The sequence below is a fragment of the Actinomadura sp. NTSP31 genome (genome assembly GCF_041951385.1).
Taxonomy (GTDB): Bacteria; Actinomycetota; Actinomycetes; order Streptosporangiales; family Streptosporangiaceae; genus Spirillospora; species Spirillospora napierensis.
In genome coordinates this window covers 331649-352626 of record NZ_JBGNUT010000003.1, presented here as the reverse complement: position 1 = coordinate 352626, position 20978 = coordinate 331649, and the positions used below count along the sequence as shown (strand labels likewise).

At 74.6% G+C, this 20978-nt stretch carries 17 protein-coding genes and 1 pseudogene; 12 read left to right on the top strand and 6 right to left on the bottom strand.

Annotated elements, in window-relative coordinates:
* Positions 1 to 256: 256 nt before the first annotated feature.
* Positions 257 to 1159 (top strand): annotated as a pseudogene (locus ACA514_RS06850) (RNA polymerase sigma factor); the annotation flags it as partial.
* Positions 1160 to 1162: 3 nt separating this feature from the next.
* Here the strand turns inward: ACA514_RS06850 and ACA514_RS06845 are convergent.
* A complete protein-coding gene (locus ACA514_RS06845; RefSeq protein ID WP_375040153.1) occupies positions 1163 to 1705 on the bottom strand; it encodes a MarR family winged helix-turn-helix transcriptional regulator in 543 nt (180 codons plus the stop codon).
* A 48-nt stretch (positions 1706 to 1753) separates the two neighbouring features.
* On the opposite strand from ACA514_RS06845, the gene ACA514_RS06840 reads away from it, so the two are divergent.
* Positions 1754 to 2479: an SDR family NAD(P)-dependent oxidoreductase gene (locus ACA514_RS06840; protein ID WP_375040152.1), complete on the top strand. Its 726-nt coding sequence runs from the start codon at positions 1754 to 1756 to the stop codon at positions 2477 to 2479.
* A gap of 38 nt (positions 2480 to 2517) precedes the next feature.
* Positions 2518 to 5037, top strand: a complete 2520-nt coding sequence (locus ACA514_RS06835; protein ID WP_375040151.1) for a DUF6493 family protein — start codon at positions 2518 to 2520, stop codon at positions 5035 to 5037.
* A 7-nt stretch (positions 5038 to 5044) separates the two neighbouring features.
* Here the strand turns inward: ACA514_RS06835 and ACA514_RS06830 are convergent, their stop codons facing one another.
* Positions 5045 to 5986: a threonine/serine dehydratase gene (locus ACA514_RS06830; protein ID WP_375040150.1), complete on the bottom strand. Its 942-nt coding sequence runs from the start codon at positions 5984 to 5986 to the stop codon at positions 5045 to 5047.
* Positions 5987 to 6173: 187 nt separating this feature from the next.
* On the opposite strand from ACA514_RS06830, the gene ACA514_RS06825 reads away from it, so the two are divergent.
* Positions 6174 to 6755 carry a TetR/AcrR family transcriptional regulator gene (locus ACA514_RS06825; RefSeq protein WP_375040149.1) on the top strand — a complete coding sequence of 194 codons (582 nt, stop codon included), beginning with the start codon at positions 6174 to 6176 and terminating at the stop codon, positions 6753 to 6755.
* 140 nt (positions 6756 to 6895) lie between these two features.
* Positions 6896 to 8065, top strand: a complete 1170-nt coding sequence (locus ACA514_RS06820; protein ID WP_375040148.1) for an FAD-dependent monooxygenase — start codon at positions 6896 to 6898, stop codon at positions 8063 to 8065.
* Here ACA514_RS06820 and ACA514_RS06815 read toward each other — a convergent pair.
* On the bottom strand, positions 8059 to 9315 hold the full coding sequence (locus tag ACA514_RS06815) for an RNA polymerase sigma factor (RefSeq protein ID WP_375040286.1): 1257 nt from the start codon (positions 9313 to 9315) through the stop codon (positions 8059 to 8061). The two genes, ACA514_RS06820 and ACA514_RS06815, sit on opposite strands and share 7 nt — an antisense overlap.
* Before the next feature lie 177 nt (positions 9316 to 9492).
* On the bottom strand, positions 9493 to 9846 hold the full coding sequence (locus tag ACA514_RS06810; protein ID WP_375040147.1) for a YciI family protein: 354 nt from the start codon (positions 9844 to 9846) through the stop codon (positions 9493 to 9495).
* Positions 9847 to 10119: 273 nt separating this feature from the next.
* Between ACA514_RS06810 and ACA514_RS06805 the strand changes: the two genes are divergently transcribed.
* Entirely contained in the window at positions 10120 to 10953 is an 834-nt protein-coding gene (locus ACA514_RS06805) for an SAM-dependent methyltransferase (protein WP_375040146.1), read from the top strand.
* Entirely contained in the window at positions 10950 to 11861 is a 912-nt protein-coding gene (locus tag ACA514_RS06800; protein WP_375040145.1) for a helix-turn-helix domain-containing protein, read from the top strand. The genes ACA514_RS06805 and ACA514_RS06800 overlap by 4 nt, the downstream gene beginning before the upstream one ends.
* A 26-nt stretch (positions 11862 to 11887) precedes the next feature.
* On the opposite strand, the gene ACA514_RS06795 is transcribed toward ACA514_RS06800, so the two are convergent.
* Positions 11888 to 12136, bottom strand: coding sequence for a GntR family transcriptional regulator (locus ACA514_RS06795; RefSeq protein ID WP_375040144.1), 249 nt, complete (start codon positions 12134 to 12136; stop codon positions 11888 to 11890).
* Positions 12137 to 12434: 298 nt separating this feature from the next.
* Between ACA514_RS06795 and ACA514_RS06790 the strand changes: the two genes are divergently transcribed.
* Entirely contained in the window at positions 12435 to 12632 is a 198-nt protein-coding gene (locus ACA514_RS06790; protein ID WP_375040143.1) for a hypothetical protein, read from the top strand.
* On the top strand, positions 12629 to 12766 hold the full coding sequence (locus tag ACA514_RS06785; RefSeq protein ID WP_375040142.1) for a hypothetical protein: 138 nt from the start codon (positions 12629 to 12631) through the stop codon (positions 12764 to 12766). Before ACA514_RS06790 ends, ACA514_RS06785 begins: the two co-directional genes overlap by 4 nt.
* On the opposite strand, the gene ACA514_RS06780 is transcribed toward ACA514_RS06785, so the two are convergent.
* Complete coding sequence (locus ACA514_RS06780; RefSeq protein ID WP_375040141.1) at positions 12763 to 13560, bottom strand: hypothetical protein; 798 nt, start codon at positions 13558 to 13560, stop codon at positions 12763 to 12765. The genes ACA514_RS06785 and ACA514_RS06780 overlap by 4 nt on opposite strands.
* 50 nt (positions 13561 to 13610) lie before the next feature.
* Between ACA514_RS06780 and ACA514_RS06775 the strand changes: the two genes are divergently transcribed.
* From ACA514_RS06775 to ACA514_RS06765, 3 genes are all read left to right on the top strand, one after another.
* Entirely contained in the window at positions 13611 to 14876 is a 1266-nt protein-coding gene (locus tag ACA514_RS06775; protein ID WP_375040140.1) for an alpha/beta fold hydrolase, read from the top strand.
* A gap of 117 nt (positions 14877 to 14993) precedes the next feature.
* A complete protein-coding gene (locus ACA514_RS06770; RefSeq protein ID WP_375040139.1) occupies positions 14994 to 18329 on the top strand; it encodes an FtsX-like permease family protein in 3336 nt (1111 codons plus the stop codon).
* Positions 18330 to 18340: 11 nt separating this feature from the next.
* Entirely contained in the window at positions 18341 to 20971 is a 2631-nt protein-coding gene (locus ACA514_RS06765; RefSeq protein WP_375040138.1) for an FtsX-like permease family protein, read from the top strand.
* The last annotated feature ends 7 nt before the right edge of the window (positions 20972 to 20978 follow it).

Below are 20978 nucleotides of genomic sequence, written 5' to 3'. Positions count from 1 at the left end.
TTATAGTTGACACAGTTCTAGGTTCGACCTAAGTTTATGCCGCCGGGCTGCCGGGTACCGAGATCGCGTGACCCGTTCCCTCCCGGCCGGACGAGCAAAGGACACCGCCCTGAACGCCAGCACCCCCCGCGCCGCGTCCCCCGAGTCCGCCCGTGCCGCGTCCACCCATGGCGCAGCGGCCCGGGGCACCTCCGCGCGCGGCGCGTCCGCTCGCCGCGCGTCCGCGACCCGCGCGTCCACGACCCGCGACCTCATCGACCCGATGAAGGACTACCTCTCCCGCATCGGCCGGACCCCGCTGCTCACCGCCGAGCAGGAGGTCGAGCTGGCCAAGCGCATCGAGGCCGGGCTGTTCGCGCGCGAACGCCTGGAGACCCTCGGCGGGGCCCTGTCCCCGCAGGACCGCGAGGACCTGGCCTGGATCGCCGCCGACGGGCGCCGCGCCAAGGAGCACATGGTCGAGGCCAACCTGCGCCTGGTCGTGTCGCTGGCCAAGCGGTACATGGGCCACGGCCTGCCGCTCAACGACCTCGTCCAGGAGGGCAACCTCGGGCTGATCCGCGCCGTGGAGAAGTTCGAGTACCGGCGCGGCCTGAAGTTCTCCACCTACGCCGTCTGGTGGATCAAGCAGGCGATCAGCCGCGCCCTCGCCGACCAGTCCCGGACGATCCGCATCCCCGTGCACGTCGTCGAGGTGCTCAACCGGATGACCCGGACCCGCCGCCGCCTGATGCAGGACTTCGGCCGCGAGCCCACCGCGCAGGAGCTGGCCGTCGAGCTGGACGTCACGCCCGAGAAGGTCGAGTGGCTGCGCCGCCAGGCCCGCGAGCCGCTGTCCCTGCAGACCCCGCTCGGCGAGGACGGCGACGGCGAGCTCGGCGACGTCATCGAGGACCCGGACGGCGGCGACCCCGCCGACGTCGTCGCGTCCTCGATGCTGCGCGGCAAGCTCGACGCCGTGCTGGAGACGCTCACCGAACGCGAGGCCGGCGTCATCTCGATGCGCTTCGGCCTCGCCGGCGGCGAACCGAAGACGCTCGAAGAGGTCGGCAAGGTCTACGGCGTGACCCGCGAGCGCATCCGGCAGATCGAGTCCAAGGGCATGCACAAGCTGCGCCACCCGTCCCGCCGGGAGACCCTCGCCGACCTGCTCGGCTGACGCTCACTCGCCCACCTGGCCGGGCTTGCCGTCGGCGCCGAGCCGCTCGGCGAGCCCGTCCAGGAGGCGGCGCAGCAACTCGGTGAGCCGCGCGCGCTCGTCCTCGTCCAGGTGGTCCAGGAGCGAGTCCTCGTAGGCGAGCAGCTCGTGCACGCTGTCCTCGATCAGCCGGTTCCCGGCGGCGCTCAGCCGCACCGACGACGTCCGGCCCCGCGGCCCCCGCGCCGTCTCCACCAGCCCGGCCCGCTCCGCCCGCGCCACCCGCTGCGTGATCGCCCCCGCCGTCAGCAGCGACGCCTCCCGCAGCTCGCCGGGCGTCATCGCGTACGGCGCCCCGTGCCGGCGCAGCGTGGACAGCAGGTCGAGGGTGGCGGTGTCGATGCCGAGCCGCGCGAGCGTGCGGCGCCGCTCGTCGCCGAGCAGCTTCGCCGCCCGCCACACCCGCGTGATGATCCCGATCGAGCCGACCGGCATGTCCGGGCGCTCCCGCGTCCACGCCTCCGCGATCGCGTCGACCGGGTCCGGCTGTTTGCGTCCGTCGTCCACGGCGCCTAGCTTAGAGCAGAAGTTTAGACCTAAACACCGGAGGTTCCGATGACGCGCAACGCAGTGGTGACCGGCGGCGGGACGGGCATCGGCCGGGCCGTCGCGGCGGCCCTCGCGGCGGACGGCCTGGACGTGGTGATCACCGGCCGGCGGGAGAAGACGCTCGCCGAGGCCGCCGCCGGCCTCGGCCCCCGCGTCCGGCCCGTGGTCTTCGACGTGACCGACCCGGGCCAGATCGAAGCCGCCCTCCCCGAACTGCCCGAGACCGTGGACGTCCTGGTCAACAACGCCGGCGGCAACACCGACACCGGACGCCCCGCCCCGTCCGGCCTCGCCGGCGTCCGCGACGCCTGGCTCGCCAACCTCGAGACCAACCTGGTCGGCGCCGTCCTCGTCACGACGGCGCTGGAACCGCGGCTCGCCCGCGGCGGACGCGTGATCAGCCTCGGCTCGATCGCCGGCGGCCGCGGCGGCGGCTCCTACGGGGCGGCGAAGGCCGGCATGCGGGTCTGGAACGCCGAACTGGCCGTCCAGCTGGGCGAACGCGGCATCACCGCCAACCTGATCGCCCCTGGCCTCATCGAGGACACCGAGTTCTTCGGCGACCAGCTGACCGGCGAGCGGCGCGCCATGCTGATCGGCCAGACCGCCACCAAGCGCGCCGGCACGCCCGCGGACGTCGCCGCCCTCGCCGCGTTCCTCGCCTCACCCGGCGCCGGCCACATCACCGGACAGGTGCTCCACCTCAACGGCGGCGCCTACATCGGAGCCTGACTCCGGAATGTCGGCGGCGAAGCCTACCCTCCAGGGGCATGACGACGACCGCGTGGGACGGGATCGCCGCGCTCATCGACGCGCAGAAGGCGGACGCGGTGGCCGATGCGGTCCTCACCCTCGACGCCGACGGCCGCCGCGAGGTCGCCGAGGCGCTGCCCGGCCACGTCCGCGAGGTGCGGTCGCGGCGCGAGACCTGGGAGGGCATCGACGACTACGTGCCGGCGCTCCGCGCCGCCGGGGCGGGCACGCTCGGCGGCGCGTCGGCCGTCGCGTCCTGGCTGACCCGCCGAGAGCTCACCCCCCGGCAGGGCGGCGGCCATCACGACACCGCGCGGCTGATGCGGCTGTGGGAAGGCCGCGACGACGCCTGGCTCGCCGACCTCGCCCGGCGCCTCACGTTCCGGCTGCGCGGCCCAGGGCATGCCGGCCTCGACCTCGTCCTCACCCTGCTGGCCGAGACCGGCATCGAGCCGCCCGACCACGATCCCCTCATCACCGGGTGGGTGTCCTCCCTGATGCCGCGCAAGGACGACCCGTTGCGGCCGCATCTGCTGCCCCGCATCTTCGAAGCGGAGGGCGCCGGGCGGATCCTGCGGAACCGGGGCTCCTGGCTCGCGGTGCTGGGGCAGTCGGCCGAGCGCGGCGAGGTCGACCGGGAGATGCTGCTCGACGGCTGCGTCCGCCGGTTCCTGCGCGGTGGCACGGATCTCGACCTGCGGTTCTTCGTCCGGCTGCACGAGCGGCTCGCACCGTCCGACGCCGAGATCCGCGCCCGCGCCCGCGACTACGCCCGGCTGCTGCCCGCCGCGCCCGGCCCGGTGGCGGAACTCGCGCTCGGGCTGTTGGCGGAACGCGACGACCTGCCGCCCGACCTGGTGATCGAGGCGCTGGACGGCGTGCTGTTCCGGGCCGAGGCGAGGCTCGTCCGGCCGGGCCTGTCGTGGCTGGAGCGGACCGTCCGCCGGCGTCCCGAACTCGCGGACGGCTGCGCGTCCGCGCTCGCCCGGGCGTTCGGGCACGAGTCGTACGCCGTCCAGCAGCGGGCCGTGCGCGTCGCGCTCAAGCTCCCGGCCGCGACGGACGGCGCCGTCCTGCGCGACGCCGCGCCGCTTCTGCCGCCCGGCCTCGCCGCGCAGGTCGTCGCCCGTTTCGGCAGCGAGGTCTCCGAAGCGGATCCGGTGGACGACGACCCTGCCCCGCCCGTCCTCGCCGCGCCCGTCCGGGAGCGGGCGCGGGAGCCGGCGCCGCTGCCGCCGCCCATCACGACTCCGGCCGAGCTGGCCGAGGCCCTCCAGGGCCCGATCGACTGGGCGGTGAGCGAACGGCTGCTCGCCGCCTGCGTCCGCCTCGCGTGGCAGGACCGCGATGCTCTGCGGGCCGCGCTGGCCCCCGTGCTGCACAAGGACTTCCATCCGTACATCAAGCGCCTGGACTTCTGGCTCGCCCCCGAGGAGTGGCTGGTCGGCATCGGGCGCCTGCTGATCGGCTCGCCGGCCGGGCACAACGGCCGCCGGATCACCGCGCGGGCGGAGGGACCGCCCCTTGAGCGGCTCTTCCTGCTGCGGTTCGCGGAGGTCCACCGCGCGTTGGAGGACGGGACGCCGCCACCGGTGCTGCTGGCCGCTCCGACCCGTCCGACGGGCCACGTCGACCCGCTCGCACTCGTGGAGCGCCTGGAGGAATGCGAGGCGGCGGGCGTGGAGCCCGGTCCCGCCGACCTCCAGCAGGCGCTGCTCAGGCTGCCTCCCGAGCCCGACGCCGAAGCGGCCCGGCGGGCGGGCCGGCTGGCGTCGCGGGCGGGCCGCACCGCCGCCCGCTGGCTCGCGGAGGGCGGGGCGCCGCGCGGCGAGGTCGGCGTGCGTCCGGTCGTGGACGACCGTCCCGAGGTCGTCATCGGCGCCGAGCCGACCGGCCTGCCGCTGGTGGACGCCGTCTTCACCGCGCCCTCGAAGTACGTCGACGCCAGCTGGAACTGGCACTGGAGCAGCTGGCCGTGGCTGCTGCCGTCCCATCCCGACGTGGTCGCCGCGCACCTCGTCCCCGGGCTGCGGCAGCGGCGCGAATGGTCCCACCTCTACATACCGGTCTCCGCGCTCGTCGACCGGACGTCGGGGACCGGGCCGCTCGCCGAGGCCGTCGCGTTCTTCCTCGCCTGCCAGCTCGCCCTTCCGGACGACCCCGAGGCCGGCGAGGCGCTGCCGACCCTGGCGGCACGGGGCGACCTGCCCGCCGCCGCGCTCGGCCGGCACATCGGGCGGCTGGCGCTCGCCGGGGAGATCAAGCTGGTCCGGGTGGTCGAGGCCCTGGAAGGCGCGGCGGAGGCGGGCGCGTACGCGGAGGTGTGGGACGTGATCGCCGCGGCCCTGCCCGTCCTGCACCCGGAGCCGGGGCGGCGGCCGCCGTTCGCCCACGACCGGCTCATCGCGCTCGGCGCCAGGACGGCGCGGTGGGCGAAGGCGTCCGGGCCCATCCCCGAGATCGAGGAACTGGCCGGGCGGAAGGGGTCGTCCAACCTGCTTCGCGCGGCCCGGACGCTCGCGGCGCAACTGCGTTAGGCGCGGTTCAGAGGTCGGCGGGGTCGGTGTTGGCGCCGCACAGCACGACGACGACGCGCTCGCCGGGGGCGGGGCGGTAGGCGCCGGTGCGGAGGGCGGCGACGGCGGGGGCGGCGCCGTGCTCCACGACCTGCCGGTACTCCTCCCACAGGAAGCGGCGCGCGTCGATGATCGCGTCGTCGGAGACCAGCGCCGGCACCACACCGGTGCGGGTCGCGACGGCGTGGGCGATGTCGCCGAGGCGGGTGGCGCCGAGGGAGTCGGCGGCGACGCCGGAGACGGGGACGTCCACCGGGCGGCCCGCGCTCAGCGCCCGTTCGAGGGTCGGGATGCTCTCCGGTTCGACGCCGACCACGCGGGCGCGGCCTTCGAGGGCGGCGGCGACGCCCGCCATCAGCCCGCCGCCGCCGACGGCGAGCAGGACGGTGTCGACCTCGCCGCCGGTCTGGTCGAGGATCTCCAGGCCGAGGGTGCCCTGACCGGCGCAGACGTCCGGCTGGTCGTAGGCGTGGCAGAGCAGGGCGCCGGTGTCGGCGGCGCGCTTGGTGGCGGCCTCCTGGGCCTCGGCGTAGCGGGTGCCGACCTGGACGACGGCGGCGCCGAGACCGCGCAGCCGCGCGACCTTCACCGCCGGGGCCGTCTCGGGGACGAAGACCTCGGCGGGCACGCCGACCTGGGCGGCGGCGTAGGCGAAGGCGAGGCCCGCGTTGCCGCCGGACGCCGCGACGACGCCCGCCGCCGGGATCCGCCCACCGGCGCGGGCGGCGAGGATGTGGTTGAAGGCGCCGCGCGCCTTGAACGACCCGGTGTGCTGGACGTGCTCCAGCTTCAGCCACATCCGCGCGGCGCCGGAGGCGAGCGGGGCCGGGTCGATCGCGAGCAGCGGCGTCTCGCGGACGCGTCCGGCGACGCGCCCGGCGGCGGCCTGGACGTCCTGAAGCTCGATCACGGGGGGCTCCTCTCGGCGGACGTGGCGCCCGCCCCTCTATCAGTACCATCCTCGCCAGACGCTCCTGGCGTGCGGCGCGATGCGCGGGGAACGCGGCGCGCCCGGATCACTAGCCGCGCTAACTAGCCGGGCGTCAAGTAAGTTGCCGCGATACGGTGGGCGGAGGACGGCCGAGGAGGGCAACACCGTGGGCAAGCCGCAGACGCGCCGCAAGGACACTAGGCAGCGCATCCTGGACGTCGCGCTGGAGCTCTTCCTCGAACACGGCTACGACCAGACCTCGCTGCGCGAGATCGCCGAGCGGCTCGACGTGACCAAGGCCGCGCTCTACTACCACTTCCGCACCAAGGAGGACATCCTCGACGCCCTCGTCGGCGGCATCGGCGAGCGGCTGGACGAGCTGATCGCCTGGGCCCGCGTCCAGCCCGCGACCCTGGAGACCAGGCGGGAGCTGCTGCGCCGCCTGAACGAGGCGCTGGAGGAAGGGGCGCCGGTCTTCCAGTTCCTCCAGGAGAACCAGGCGGCGCTGCGCGGCCGGGCCGGGCCCAAGACCTTCCGCGACCGCATGCAGAAGCTCGGCACGCTGCTCACCGATCCGGAGAGTCCCGTCCTGGACCGCGTCCGCTCCCTCAGCGCGCTGTTCACCGTCTACTTCGGCACCTTCGCGATCTCGTCCATGGACGGGACGCCGGAGGAGAAGCGGGCCGCCCTGCTGCAGGTCGCCTGGGAGCAGATCGACGCCGCCCACGCCGCAGGCTCCCGCCCCTGACCGGTCCGCGCGCCCGCTGACCGCCGCGCACGGCGGCGGGCGCGGCGGCGTCAGCGGACGGTGCGGGCGCGGTCAGCGGGCGAGGCCAATCTCCTGAGTGACGCGGGAAACACCTCCCGCCGACCGACGAGGAGTCACTCATGGAGAACACCAAGGTCCTCATCTCCGGCGCGAGCATCGGCGGCCCCGCCCTCGCCTACTGGCTGGGGCGCTACGGGTTCGACGTCACGATCGTCGAGGTCACGCGGGGGCTGCGGGCCGGCGGGCAGGCGATCGACGTGCGCGGGCCGGCGCTGGAGGTGGCCGAGCGGATGGGCGTCCTGGACCGGATCCGGGAGCAGCGCGTCGAGATGCGCGGGATGTCGATGGTGGACGGCGACGGCAACGAGCTGTACCGCAGCGAGGAGCACACCATCGCCTCCGGCGACCTGGACAGCCCGGACATCGAGATCCTCCGCGACGACCTGTCGCGCATCCTCGCCGACGCGGCCGGAGACGGCGTCGAGTACCTGTTCGGCGACTCGATCGCGGCGCTGGAGCAGGACGACGACGGCGTCCACGTGACGTTCCGCAGCGGCACCACCCGGACGTTCGACCTGGTCGTCGGCGCGGACGGCGCGCACTCCAACACGCGGCGGCTGGTCTTCGGCCCGGAGGAGCGGTTCATCTCCCACCTCGGCACCTACCTCGGCGTGTGGACGGCGCCGAACTTCCTCGGCCTGGACCGCTGGCAGGTCTTCCACCAGATGCCGGGCAGCGCGTGGGGCGGCGGCGTGATGAGCGTCCGCGGCAACGAGGAGGTCCGCGTCTACCTGGGCTTCGAGTCCGAGCAGCCGATCGAGTACGACTACCGCGACGAGGCCGCGCAGAAGAAGATCCTCGCGGACGCGCTGGAGGGCGGCGGCTGGGAGCTGCCGCGGCTGCTCGGCACGATGTGGGACGCCCCGGACTTCCACTTCGACTCGATGGCGCAGATCCACATGGACTCCTGGTCGCAGGGCCGGGTCGTCCTGCTCGGCGACGCCGGGTACTGCGGGTCGCCGCTGTCGGGGCAGGGCACCAGCATGGCGATGGTCGGCGCGTACGTCCTGGCCGGCGAGCTGAGGGCGGCGGACGGCGACCACCGCGCGGCGTTCGCGGGCTACGAGCGGGAGCTGCGCGGGTACGTCGCGGCGAACCAGCAGCTGGCGCTGACGAACAAGGCGCGGGTGGACGCCCAGCGCGACGCGCAGATGGGCGTGGAGACCGAGGTCGTCGACTTCCAGGACTTCGGCGAGATCGTCAACGCGTTCACGGTGAAGGACTACTGAGCGCCGTCCAGGGCGGCGGCCCGGTCGAGCAGGACGCGGCGTTCGGGCGCGTTGCGGGTGAGCTCCGCGGCGCGCTCGAACTCCTTTCTGGCCTCCTCGGCGCGGCCGAGCCGGGCGAGCAGGTCGCCGCGGACGCCGGGCAGCAGCGGGTAGCCGCGCAGCGCCGGGTCGCCGGCGATGGCGTCGACGAGCCGGAGGCCCGCCTCGGGGCCGTCCGCCATCCCGACGGCGACGGCCCGGTTCAGCTCCACGATGGGGGACGGCGCGACCGACGCGAGGATCCCGTACAGCGACGCGATCTGCGCCCAGTCGGTCTCCTTGGCGGACGCGGCCTGCGCGTGGCAGGCGGCGATCGCGGCTTGCAGGACGTACGGGCCGGGCGGCGCGCCGATCTCGCGGGCGCGCAGCAGCGCGGCGAAACCGCGGTGGATGAGCAGCCGGTCCCAGAGGGCACGGTCCTGCTCGTGCAGCGGGACGGGTTCGCCGGACGGACCGGTCCGGGCCCGGGTGCGGGACGCCTGGATCTCCATCAGGGCCACGAGCCCGTGTACCTCGGGCTCCCCGGGCGCCAGGCCCGCGAGGATCCGGCCGAGGCGCAGCGCCTCCAGGCACAGGTCCGCGCGGACCCAGTCGTCGCCGCCGCTGGCCGCGTACCCCTCGTTGAAGACCAGGTAGAGGACCTCCAGGACGGACGCGAGCCGCGCGGCCCGGTCGGGGCCCTCCGGCACCTCGAACGGGACGCCCGCCTCCGACAGCGTCCGCTTGGCCCGCACGATCCGCTGCGCCACCGTCGGCTCGGAGGTCAGGAACGCGCGGGCGATCTCCTCGGTGGTGAGCCCGCCGAGCATCCGCAGCGTCAGCGCCACCCGGGCCTGCGTGGACAGCACCGGATGGCAGGCGGTGAAGATGAGCCGGAGGACGTCGTCCTCGATGTGCTCGTCGTCGACGGAGAGGTCGAACTCGGGCGGCGCGTCGCGCGCCTCCGGCTCCAGGCCGTGGCCGAGCTCCTCCAGCTTGCTCTCCAGGCGCTGCTGCCGGCGGATCCGGTCGATGGCGCGGCGCTTGCCGACCGCCATGAGCCAGGCGCCCGGGTTGTCCGGGACGCCCGACTCCGGCCACTGCTCGAGCGCGGCGACCAGCGCGTCCTGCGCCAGCTCCTCGGCGAGGCCGACGTCGCGCACCAGCCGGGCCAGCCCGGCGATGATGCGGGCGGACTCCAGCCGCCAGACCGCGTCGATGCTCGCGTGCACGCCGGCCGGGCGTTCCGTGCGCGGGGGCACGCCGTGCGGCGCGGCGGATGGTGTCACGGTGCCGATGACAGCACCCGCGCGGACCGCCGCGCAACCCGCACCCGCCCGGCGCCGCGCGACCGCGGCGACCGCGGCGACCGCGGCGCCGCGCGGGTCGGCGGCGCCGCGGGCGGCGGGTCACGCGCCGGGGCCGTCCTCCGGTCCGAACACCTGCTGGATCACGCCCTCGCCGTCGCCGACGATCTGGAAGAACCGCTTGGACAGCTCGATCGCCTCCTCCCGGGTGCGCACCTCGACCAGCGCGAAGCCGACGACGGTCTCCTTGGCCTCGGCGAACGGGCCGTCGGTCACGGTGACCTTGCCGCCGGAGGCGGAGATGTGCGTGCCGCCCGGCTCCAGGCCGCCGGTCGCCAGCAGCACGCCCGCCTTCGCCATCTCGGCGATGAACGCGCCCATCTCGGCCTGCGTCTTCTCGTCCGGCGGCGGGCCCTGCTGCTCGGCGCTGTCGGTGGTCATCATCATGAACCGCATCGTCGTCTCCTCTGTCCTGCCGAGGGCCGGTCCTCCCGGGCCCTTCACCAACGCGTCGACCGGACGCCGGCCGGATCGACATCCACCGCGACTTTTTTCCGAGATTTTCGCGGGCTCGTATCGTGCCAGGTCACCGCAGTTCGATGCCGGATGAACCCGGAGAAGAAGGCTGAGAATCCCACGAAACGGTCCGTCACGGTGCATTGGGAAACGGCCCCGCGGGCGGGTAACTTCTCTGCGAAGGCACGTCGCCGTGCGCCGGAGGAGGCGTCCGTGGGAGACCCGAAGCGTGGACCGGACGCGCCGCAGGCGTCCGGAACGCCCGAGATCGACACGTCCGTCCCGCAATCCGCCCGCATCTGGAACTACTGGCTGGGCGGCAAGGACAACTACCCGGTGGACCGCGCCGCCGGCGACCAGTTCGTCGCCGTCTACCCGCAGATCGTGGACGTCGCCAAGCACTCGCGGGGCTTCCTCGCCCGCGCCGTCCGGTACCTGGCGGGCGAGGCGGGCATCCGGCAGTTCCTCGACGTCGGCACCGGCCTGCCGACCGTCGACAACACCCACGAGGTGGCGCAGCGGGTCGCGCCGCGGTCGCACATCGTCTACGTCGACAACGACCCGCTCGTCCTCGCGCACGCCCGCTCGCTGCTGACCAGCGCCCCCGAGGGGGCCACCGACTACATCGACGCCGACCTGCGCGACCCCGGCCGCATCATCGCCGAGGCGTCCCGGACGCTCGACTTCGACCGGCCCGTCGCGCTGATGCTGCTGAACATCCTCGGCCACGTCGCCGACCACAAGGAGGCCTGCGCGATCGTCGGCCGGCTGATGGACGCCATGCCCGCCGGCAGCCACCTCGCGGTCGCCGACGGCACCGACGTCATCACCGGCGAGGCGTTCCGCGGCGCGATCGAGATGTGGAACCAGGCCAGCCCCGCCTCCTACCACCTGCGGACCCCGGACATGATCGCCGGCTACTTCGAGGGCCTGGAGCTGCTGGAGCCGGGCGTCGTGTCGGTGTCGCGGTGGCGGTCCGGGCCCGGCCGGTTCGGCGAGCCGCCGGAGGTCGACGAGTTCTGCGCCGTCGGGCGCAAGACGTCATGAGCGCCCCGTATCCGGGCGAGGCGCCCGCGAGCGGCTCCGGCGCCGCACTCGGCGCGGCCGCGTCCGGCCCGACCGTCCTGCGGATGGTCGTCGGCGCGCAGCTGCGCCGGCTGCGCGAGGCCGCCGAGATCTCCACCGAGGCCGCCGGCTACGAGATCCGCGGCTCCCACTCCAAGATCAGCCGGATGGAGCTGGGCCGCGTCGGGTTCAAGGAGCGCGACGTCGCCGACCTGCTCACCCTCTACGGGGTGGACGACCCGGCCCGCCGCGAGGCGCTGCTGGAGCTCGCCGAGCAGGCGAACCGGCCGGGCTGGTGGCAGCGGTACGCCGACCTCGTGCCCGGCTGGTTCGAGCCCTACCTCGGGCTGGAGCAGGGCGCCGTGCTCGTCCGGACCTTCGAGGTGCAGAACATCCCCGACCTGCTGCAGACCGAGGACTACGCCCGCGCGCTGCTCGCCGCCCGCCATCCCGAGGCCGGCCGCGAGGAGATCGAGCGCCGCGTCGAGCTGCGGATGCGCCGCCGCGAGGTACTTCACCGGCCCGAGCCGGTGAGGCTGTGGGCGGTGCTGGACGAGGCCGCGCTGCACCGCGCCGTCGGCGGCCCCGAGGTCCTGCGCGCGCAGCTGCGGCACCTGATCGAGGTGGCGCGGCTGCCGAACGTCACCGTCCAGGTGCTGCCGTTCGCCATCGGCGGCCACGCCGGCGAGACCTGCCCGGTGTCCCTCCTCCGGTTCGCCGAACCCGAACTGCCGGACGTCGTCTACCTGGAGCAGCTCGCCGGCGCGACGTACCCGGACCGCCCGTCCGACGTCACCCGCTACCGCGACCTGCTGAACCGCCTAGGCGTCCAGGCCGAACCCCCCGCCCGCACCCCCGACCTCATCACGAACGTCCTCCCCACCCTCTAACACGCCCACCCGCGGACAGAGGCCGGTCAGACGCCGTCGCCGTCCGGCATCCGCAGGACGTAGACGCCGCGCCCCGGTATGCCGCGCAGGGTGCCGTTCTCTCGCAGGGCCTTGATCACTTCGGCGATCGTGCGTTCGCTGACGTCGCATTCGCGAGCGAGTTCGCGAGTACTCGGGATCTTCGACCCGATCGCGTAGGTGCCATCGGCGATCCGTCCCGTGATCAGGGACGTGATCTGCTCGCGCAGCGGACGCGGGTCGTAGAGGTCCACCATGTATACGACGCTAGCGATGCATGCATGGTGATTCGTGAAATACATATGCCGCTTTGGCTGCGGTGGCTGCATAGGTTGCGTAGAGTGGCAGTCGGCATACACAAAGCGACCCCGGGCGGCGCGGCCACGTCGCCCGGGGTCTCGATCGATCTGCCTTCAAAGGAGGCGACCGACCTTGACTCCTGATGCTAGAGCGCGCTTGGAAGCGCTGGGGACCGTTTTGCGGGCGCACAGGATTCGGGCGCGCATGGGGCCTGACGGGCTCCATGTCTCGAACCCGGATGCGCACGGGTGCCGCGTGGGACGTCAGGACGCCTGGCAGTGCGGTGCTGACTGCCCGGCCGACCTGCTGACTCTGCGGTCGCGCGAGGACGACGGCGGGCGGTTGTGGTTCTACACGTCGTGGCAGCACCCGATCGCTGAGGCGCACCAGATCTGCGACGCCGTGACGGCGCTGAAGTCGCTGCTGAACGGGCGTCCGGGAGTGTCGCTGTGACGGCGGGTGCGGTCGCCGCGCTCACCGGGTGGGGGACCGTCGCCCTGGCCCTCGGGTTCGTCGTGGCGTGCGTGCTCGCGCTCGTCCCGGCTCGTCGACCGCGCTATCGGGGACGCCACCGTGCGATGTTCTAAGTGGGCGGGGGCTGGATGAGGAGGTTCGGGCCGATGAGGGTGGCGACCTCCTCGTAGGCGTCGCCGTGGTCGGTGAGCGTCCAGTCGGGCCAGAGGGCGGGGAGGCGGCGCGGGTCGAGGGGGAGGTCGGTCGCCCACCAGTCGGCGCGGCGGGCGGGGGCGTCCACGTAGAGGCCGTTCCAGGGGACGCCTTCCAGGACGGCCGTGTCCGTTGCCTGCTCCTGCGGGACGAGGAGGGGTTCCGGGCCGGCGAGGAGGGCGGCGTCCGGGGTGAGGGTCCAGGTGGAGGCCAGGGAGAGGCGGCCCTCGTCGTTTCGGACGGCTATGAGCGTCTCGGGCATTTCGGTGAGGTCGTCGTCGTTCGGCGGGTCGGCCCACTGCTCGGCCAGGGGTGGTGGCGGGTCGTCCAGGTAGCGGACGGTGTCGTAGGGCAGGTCGAGGTGGTCCATGACCTCATGCAGACCGCGTGCGGCCCAGCGGACGTCCCAGCCGGGCCACGCAGCGCGGACGGCGCGCAGCCACGCGCGGATCTCGGGGACGGACGGCGCGCACACGTCGTCGGCGATCTGCACGAGCAGGAGCCGATGCCGGAGATCGAGCAGGAGGACGGCCCGCCACCACACGGAGTTCATCCAGAAGTTCGGGGTGCCGCCCTTCTGGGCGCGGACGAACTCGATGGTGCGGTCGGGGCCGGACAGCAGGTCCTTCTGGAGGGTCCTCGCACCGCGGTCGCGGGACCAGACGCGATGTCCGCCCCGGTCGACGATGACGTAGTGGGCGTGGCCTCCGCTCATCGGCACACCATATGTCGGGGCAGGTCGGGGTGTCGGGGATAGTGGGAGGCATGCCGACTTCGTTCACCCGGCCGGGGTACGCCTGCACCGATCACTTCCTGGACGTTCCGCTCGACCACGCCGACCCGGCGGGGCCGACGATCCGGATCTATGGGCGAGAGGTCGTCGCGCCGTGCAGGCGGGACGACGACCTGCCGTGGCTGCTCTTCCTGCAGGGCGGGCCGGGGAACAAGGCGCCGCGGCCGGGCGCGATGCCTGCGGCGTGGCTCGAGCGGGCGCTGCGGGACTACCGGGTGCTGCTGCTCGACCAGCGCGGCACCGGGCGCAGTACGCCCGCGAACCGGCAGACGCTTCCGGCGGATCCGAAGGCCGCCGCCGAATATCTGCGGCATTTCCGTGCCGACTCCATTGTGCGGGACGCCGAACTGCTGCGCCGGCATCTGATCGGCGACCGTCCGTGGAGCGTTCTCGGGCAGAGCTTCGGCGGATTGTGCTCGGTGACGTACCTGTCGATCGCGCCGGAGGGGTTGAGCGAGGCGTTCATCACCGGCGGGCTGCCGAGCCTGACGGCGACACCCGACGACTGGTACCGGGCTGCGTACCCGCGGATCGCGGCGGCCAATGAGCGCTATTTCGCGCGCTATCCCGAGGACCAGGACGTGGCGCGCCGCATCGCCGCGCACCTGGACGAGAACGACGAGCGGCTTCCGGGCGGCGAGCGGCTGACGGCGCGCCGGTTCCAGACGGTCGGCATCGGGCTCGGCCATTCCGTGCAGTTCCACAATCTGCATTACCTGCTGGAGGAGGCGTTCGTCTCCGGCGGGCGGCTCTCCGACACGTTCCTGCGGGGCGTCGACGGCATCGTCTCGTTCGCCGCGCAACCGCTGTACGCGCTGATTCACGAGGCGTGCGTCAGCAATGGGACGGCGTCGAATTGGGCGGCGGCGCGGGTGCTCGCGGAGTTCCCCGAGTTCGAGCCCCAGGCGGAACCGTTCCGTTTCCTCGGCGAGACCATCCTGCCGTTCCTGTTCGAGGAGGACCCGGCGCTGGTGCCGCTGCGGGAATGCGCCGACCTGGTCGCGGCGCACGAATGGCCCGCGCTGTACGACGCGGAACGGCTCGCGTTCACGACCGTTCCGGTGACGGCCGCCGTCTACTACGACGACATGTACGTGGACCGCGAGATGTCGATGGCCGCGGCGTCCGTCATCCCCGGCATCCGGACGTGGGTGACCAGCGAGTACGCGCACAACGGGCTGTCGGCGGACGCGCGCGTCCTCGACCGCCTCCTCGCGCTGCGCCGCGGCGACCGGTGACCTCCGGACGCCGCCGATTCTGTCGCGATCATGGTGAAGTATCGGAAATGTTGCGATAAGGACAAGCGCGTCGCGAGGTCTTGTCGTCCCGGCGACGGCGGTTGATCATGAACGGCCATGGGGCAACGGGGGCTCGTCGTCAGCCGCATGGCCGCCGACCGGACGCTGGTGCTCGCGGCGTGCGCCACCGCGCTGTTCGCCACGACCGTCCTCGCGGCGCTCGTCGGCTACGCGGGGACCACGACCCGCGAGGGGCTGCGGCGCACCCTGGCGCAGGCGACGTTCGCGTCGTCCGGCGCGACGCTCAGCACGACCGTCCCGCCCGGCGGCCTCGCCACCGCGCAGCGGCAGGTGGACGGGGCGCTCAAGCGGATCTACCGGGACGTGCCGCTGTCGGTCTCGATGGGCGTCCGCAGCGACTCCTACACGCTGCCGGGTCAGGAGAAGAGCCCGCATCCCGAGCTGACGGTGTTCGAGACCTACACCGGCATCGACCGGCACGCCCGGCTGGCCCAGGGGCGCTGGCCGTCGGCGGGCGCCGGGGCCGGTAAGGACAGCGAGGTCGAGGCGGCCCTCCCGGCCACCGCGGCACGGCTCATGCACGCCTCCGTCGGCGACGTCCTGACCCTGCACGGCCGGATCGACGGCAAGTCGGTCGTGCGGGCCAAGGTCGTGGGGCTGTTCGACGTCCCCAGGCCCGACGACTACTTCTGGCAGGGCGACGGTCTGATCGGCACCGGCGCCGAACGCGGCGACTACACCACCTACGGGCCGCTCATGGTGCCGCAGGACGTGTTCGCCGCCCGGTTCACCGGCACCGGCGTGTCCGTCCGGTGGACGGTCCTGCCCGACCTGCGGCGGCTGGACACCGGCGACCTCGGCCCGCTCGGCGACCGCGTCGCGCACGGCGGCGACGTCTACGGCAAGGCCCTCGGCGGCGCCCAGTACACCGCCGTGACGAACCTCCCGCAGCTCACCGGCCAGCTCGGCGACGCCATGCGGGTCACCCGGTCGCTGCTGCTGATCCCGGTGCTGCAGCTGATCCTGCTGGCGGGCTGCGCCTGGATGCTGGTCGCCCGGCTGCTGGCCGACCACCGGCGCGGCGAGGTGGCGCTGCTGCGCACCCGCGGCCTCGGCATGCGCGGGCTCGCCGGGCTGAGCGCCGCCGAGGGCGCGCTGATCGTGCTGCCCGCCGCGGTGTGCGGGCCGCTGCTGGCCGGGCCGCTGCTGCGGCTGGCCGGGCTGGCGCCCGCGATCCGGGCGTCCGGGCTGCGGCTCGACGCCGGTCCGCTGCCGCCCCTGTTCGGCGTCTCGGTCGCGACGGCGCTGGCCGGCGCCGTCGCGCTCGGCCTTCCGACGCTGCGCGGCGCCAACCGCACGTTCGTCGAAGCGCAGGCCGGGATGGGCCGCGCCGCCCGGAGCAGGCTGGGCGCGTCGGGCGCCGACCTCGCGCTGCTGCTCGTCGCCGGGCTGGCGATCTGGCAGCTCAGCCGGTACGGGGTGGACGGCTCCGGCGGCTCCGGCAGCGCCACCGGGGTGGACCCCGTGATCGTGTCCGGGCCCGCGCTCGGGCTGCTCGCCGGCGCCGTCCTGCTGCTGCGCGCCGTGCCGCTGGCGTCCGGCGCCGCCGAACGGATCGCCGCGCGCGGCCGGGGCCTCGCCCCCACCCTCGGCACCCGCCAGGTCGGCCGCCGCTCGTCGCGCTACGCCGGACCGGTGCTGCTCCTGGTCATGGCGATCGCGGTCGGGGTCCTGTCGGTGACCACGATGGCGACCTGGCGCCGCTCGCAGACCGACCAGGCCGACTTCCAGAGCGGCGCCGACCTGCGCGTCGCCGGCGTGAACGGCGTCGGCGGCGCGACCCCGTTCGGCACCGGCGCGCGGATCGCCGCGCTTCCCGGCGTCACGTCCGCGACCGGCGTGCTGCGCACCGACGGCACGATCGGCACCGCGTCCGCGACCATGCTCGGCGCCGACGCGCGGGCGCTCGGGCCGATGCTGCGGGTCCGCCCCGGACTCCGCGACGGACTCGCGCTCGGCGAGCTGGCCGCCGGCCGTCCCGCGGCGCCCGCGCTGACGATCCCCGGCAGGCCCGGACGGCTGCTGGTCGACGTGCGGCTGAAGCGCACCGGCCCCACCCCCGAGCAGCCGCCCGACGCCCAGGTGAGGAGGGGCCGGACGTTCAAGGCGGAGCTGACCGTCGGCGACGCGCGCGGCGTGGTCGGCCCCGTCGAGCTCGACGGCGTCCCGGCGGACGGCAGGACGCACACGATCGCGGTCGACGCCGCCGCCATCACCGGGCCGGGCGGTGCGCTGAGCTACCCCCTATCTGTCCGCTCGCTGAACTACTCCTACGACGACAACCCCTACAGCGGGCCACTCGATCTGACGGTGGAGCGCATCCGCGGCGACGGCACCGGCGACGCGGCGATGCCCTCCGGCGCGGGCTGGGACGTCTTCGCCGAGCCGGTGGACCCCGCCAAGCCGGTGCGACCGGAACTCGGAAAGGGGCGCGGGATCGCCGAGATCGCGATCCCCACGACCCCGCCCGGCCAGCTCGTGTACGGCACCGAGCTGCCCACCAGCGGAACGATCGTGCACGCGGTGCTCGGCACCGGCACGCCGCCCACCCACGACGGCAAGAACCCGCGCCTCATGCCGGTGGTGCCCGGAGTCGTCACCACAGCCGCCGCGTCCCGCGCCAAGGTCGGCGTCGGCGGCACCCTTACGCTGAGCGGAGGCGAGGGCGACCAGCCCGTCAAGGTCGTCGGGATCGTCGAGACGCTGCCGACCATCGCGCCCGGCACCCCGGCCATCCTCGTCGACCTGCCCACCCTCGTGCAGAAGCGGGTCGCCGCGGGGCAGATCGGGCCAGGCGGCACACAACCCGGCGAATGGTGGGCGTCGGTCTCCGGCGACCGCACGGAACCCGCGGCCAAGGCCGTCGGCGCGCACCACGAATGGGGCGAGGTCGCCGCCGACCGCGCCGCGCTGCGCTCCCGGCTGCTCGACGCCCCGCTCGGCGCCACCCTCCAGGGCGTGCTCGTCCTCGGGTTCGGCTCCGCGCTCGCGTTCGCCGTCATCGCGTTCGTGGTGAACGCCGCCGTCACCGCCGGGCGGCGGTCCCGCGAGTTCGCGGTGCTGCGCGCCCTCGGCGTGCACCCGCGCCAGGTCGCCGGGATGCTCGCGGTCGAGCAGGCGTTCCTCGTCGTGGTCGGCCTCGCCGGCGGCGCCGCGCTCGGCCTGGCCGTCGCCCGGCTCGTCGTCCCGCACCTGGTCGTCGGGCTGCAGACCACCGAGCCGTACCCGCCGGCCGTCCTGATCGTCCAGTGGCCGCTGGTCGCGGCGATGCTCGCCGGGACGGCCGCCGTCCTCGGGCTGGTGCTGCCCCCGGTCATCCGGGTGCTGCGCCGCCGCAACGTCGGCGCCGGACTGCGCGCGGGGGAGGAATGATGGGCCGGGTCATGCAGGCCGGACCGTGGCTCCGGCTGGCCCGCACGCAGTGGGCGCCGCTCGCCGCGCTCGCCGTGCTGGCGCTGGTGTCGGCGCTGCTGGCGGTCACCGTCCCGGCCGCGACCGCCGCCGGGTACGACCGCGGCGCCCCCGCCTCCGTCGGGCCGGACGCCGACCTGAAGGTCACCGGCACGTCGCACGGGCTCGACGCGGCCGTCGCCGTCCCGGACGAGGTGGTGCTGGACACCAACGGGCTCACCTGGCAGCAGCTCCTGCCCGACTCGCTGCGCGGGGTCACCGGGCCGTCCGAGGCGTCCGTCGCCCTCACCCGGCAGATGGACATGGACGGGACCTTCCGGCAGCCGCGGCTGATGGGCTTCGACTGGGAACCGGGCGCCTGGAAGCGCATCGCCCTGGTCGCCGGGCGACTTCCCGCGAACCGGCCTCCCGAGCCCGACGTCGCCGCCTCCGGCCAGGAGGTCGAGGTGATGGTCGCGCAGCAGTACGCGCAGGCCATGGGCTACCGGCCCGGCGACCGGGTGACCCTCAAGGACCCGGACGCCCGCGGCCCGCTGTACGCCCGCATCACCGGCCTCTACGCGCCCGCGAACCCCCGCGACCCCTACTGGTCCTCCCGTCCCGGCCTGCTCAAGGCGATGAAGAGGATCATCAGCCCGGACGGCACCGAAGCGGACGTCGGCACCGCGCTGATGGACGCGCGCGGCTACACCGTCCTCACCCACGGCGCCGACCGGACCTTCACGTTCACCTGGCGGTTCCCGGTCCGGCCCGGCGCCTTCGACACCGGTCGCGCCCGCGCGGTCGCCGCCGACCTCGACGCCTACCGCACCGCCGTGCAGGGCCACGCCGGCCCGTTCTCCTGCACCGTCGCGACCTCGCTGGACGGCCGGCTGCACGGCTTCGAGGTCCGGCTGCGCACCGCCCAGTCCATCCTCGGGACGGCGCTGGCCGGGCTCGCCGCCGTCGCCGCCGGCGTGCTGCTGCTGGCCGCCGGGCTGCTCGGCGAACGGCTCCGCCCGGTCCTCGGCACGATGCGCGCCCGCGGCGCGTCGCTGCGCACGCTCGCCGGGCACGCCTGCGGGCTCACCGCGCTCGCCGTCGTCCCCGCCGCCGCGCTCGGCTACGCCGCCGGACGCCTCCTGGACGCCGGACCGCCCCAGCCCCGCTCGATCGTCGTCGTGGCCGCGCTGGTCGTGCTCGTCCTGGCGGTGTCCGGCGCGCTGGCGCTGCGCGAACGCGGCGGCGGCCCCGGCCCGGCCGGCCGCGACGACCTGACCACCGCCCGGCCGTCCGCGCGCCGCCTCGTCCTGGACGTGCTGCTGGCCGCCGTCGCCGTCGCCGGCGTCGTGGTGCTGCGGCGGCGCGGCGGCGTGTCCGGCGACGATCCGCTCGTCGCCGCCGTCCCCGTCCTGCTCGGCGCCGCGCTCGGCGTGCTCGTCCTGCGCGCCTACCCCTACCTGCTGCGCGCCGCCGCGCCCGCGCTGCGCCGCGGCCGCGGCGCCGTCCTGTTCGTCGGCCTCGCGCGCGCCTCCCGGCAGACCATGACCGGCGCGCTGCCGCTGGTCGTCCTGCTGCTCGCCGCCGCCGTCGCCGGGTTCAGCGCGACCGTCGACACGGCGCTGCGGGACGGGCAGGTCCGCGCCTCCTACAGCATGGTCGGCGGCGACGCCCGCATCGAGTCCGCCGACCTCGACCCGGGCGCCGTCGCGAAGGCGCGCGCGGTCCGCGGCGTCACCGCCGCCGTCCCCGCCCGGATCGTCGAGGACGCGGCCGGGCCCGGCGACCCGTCGCCGATCACCGTCGTCGCCGTCGACCTCGACGCCTACCGCAAGGCGTTCCCCGACGTCCCCGGCGTGCCCGGCGCGCCGAACGGGCAGCTCGCCTCGCCGGACGCCGCCGCGATCCTCAAGTCCGGGTCCAAGCCGGTCACCCTCACCAGCTCCCTCGCCGGCCCGATCCGGGTCAGGCCGACCGGGACGATCGACGACTTCCCGTCCGTGACGCCCGGCTCCCCGTTCGTCATCGTCCCCTACAAGGCGCTGGACTCCCTGCAGCGGCCGTCCGAGGTCTTCCTCCGCGGCGACCGCATCGACGGCGCCGCGCTCGGCAAGGTGCTCGACGCCGCCACCCCCAAGGAGGTCACCCGGAACCTGCGGCTGCGGAGCGACGTCCTGCACGGCATGACCGGCGTCCCGGCGATCGACCTCGTGCACCGCACCTTCCGGAACGCCGCGCTGATCGCCGGCGGCTACGGGCTGCTCGCCGTGCTGCTGGTCCTGGTCGTCGGCGCCCGTGCCCGCGCCCGGACCGTCGCGCACCTGCGCGTCCTCGGCCTCGGCCGGCGGCAGAGCCGCACCCTCGCGCTCGTCGAGATCGCGCCGGTGCTGCTGTGCGCGGTCGCCGCCGGATGGGTGCTCGGGCTGCTCCTGCCCGAGATCACCGGCCCGGTCGTCGACCTGCGCCCCTACACCTCCGGGTACGTCGCCACCGGCCACGCGCCCGGCGCCGCCGCGTCCCTGGCGCTGCTCGCCGCGCTGCTGCTGGCCGCCGCCGCGGCGCTCGCCGTCGACCGCGCCTTCGACCGCCCGTCCCTGGGCGACGTCCTGAGAACGGGGGACTGACGTGAGC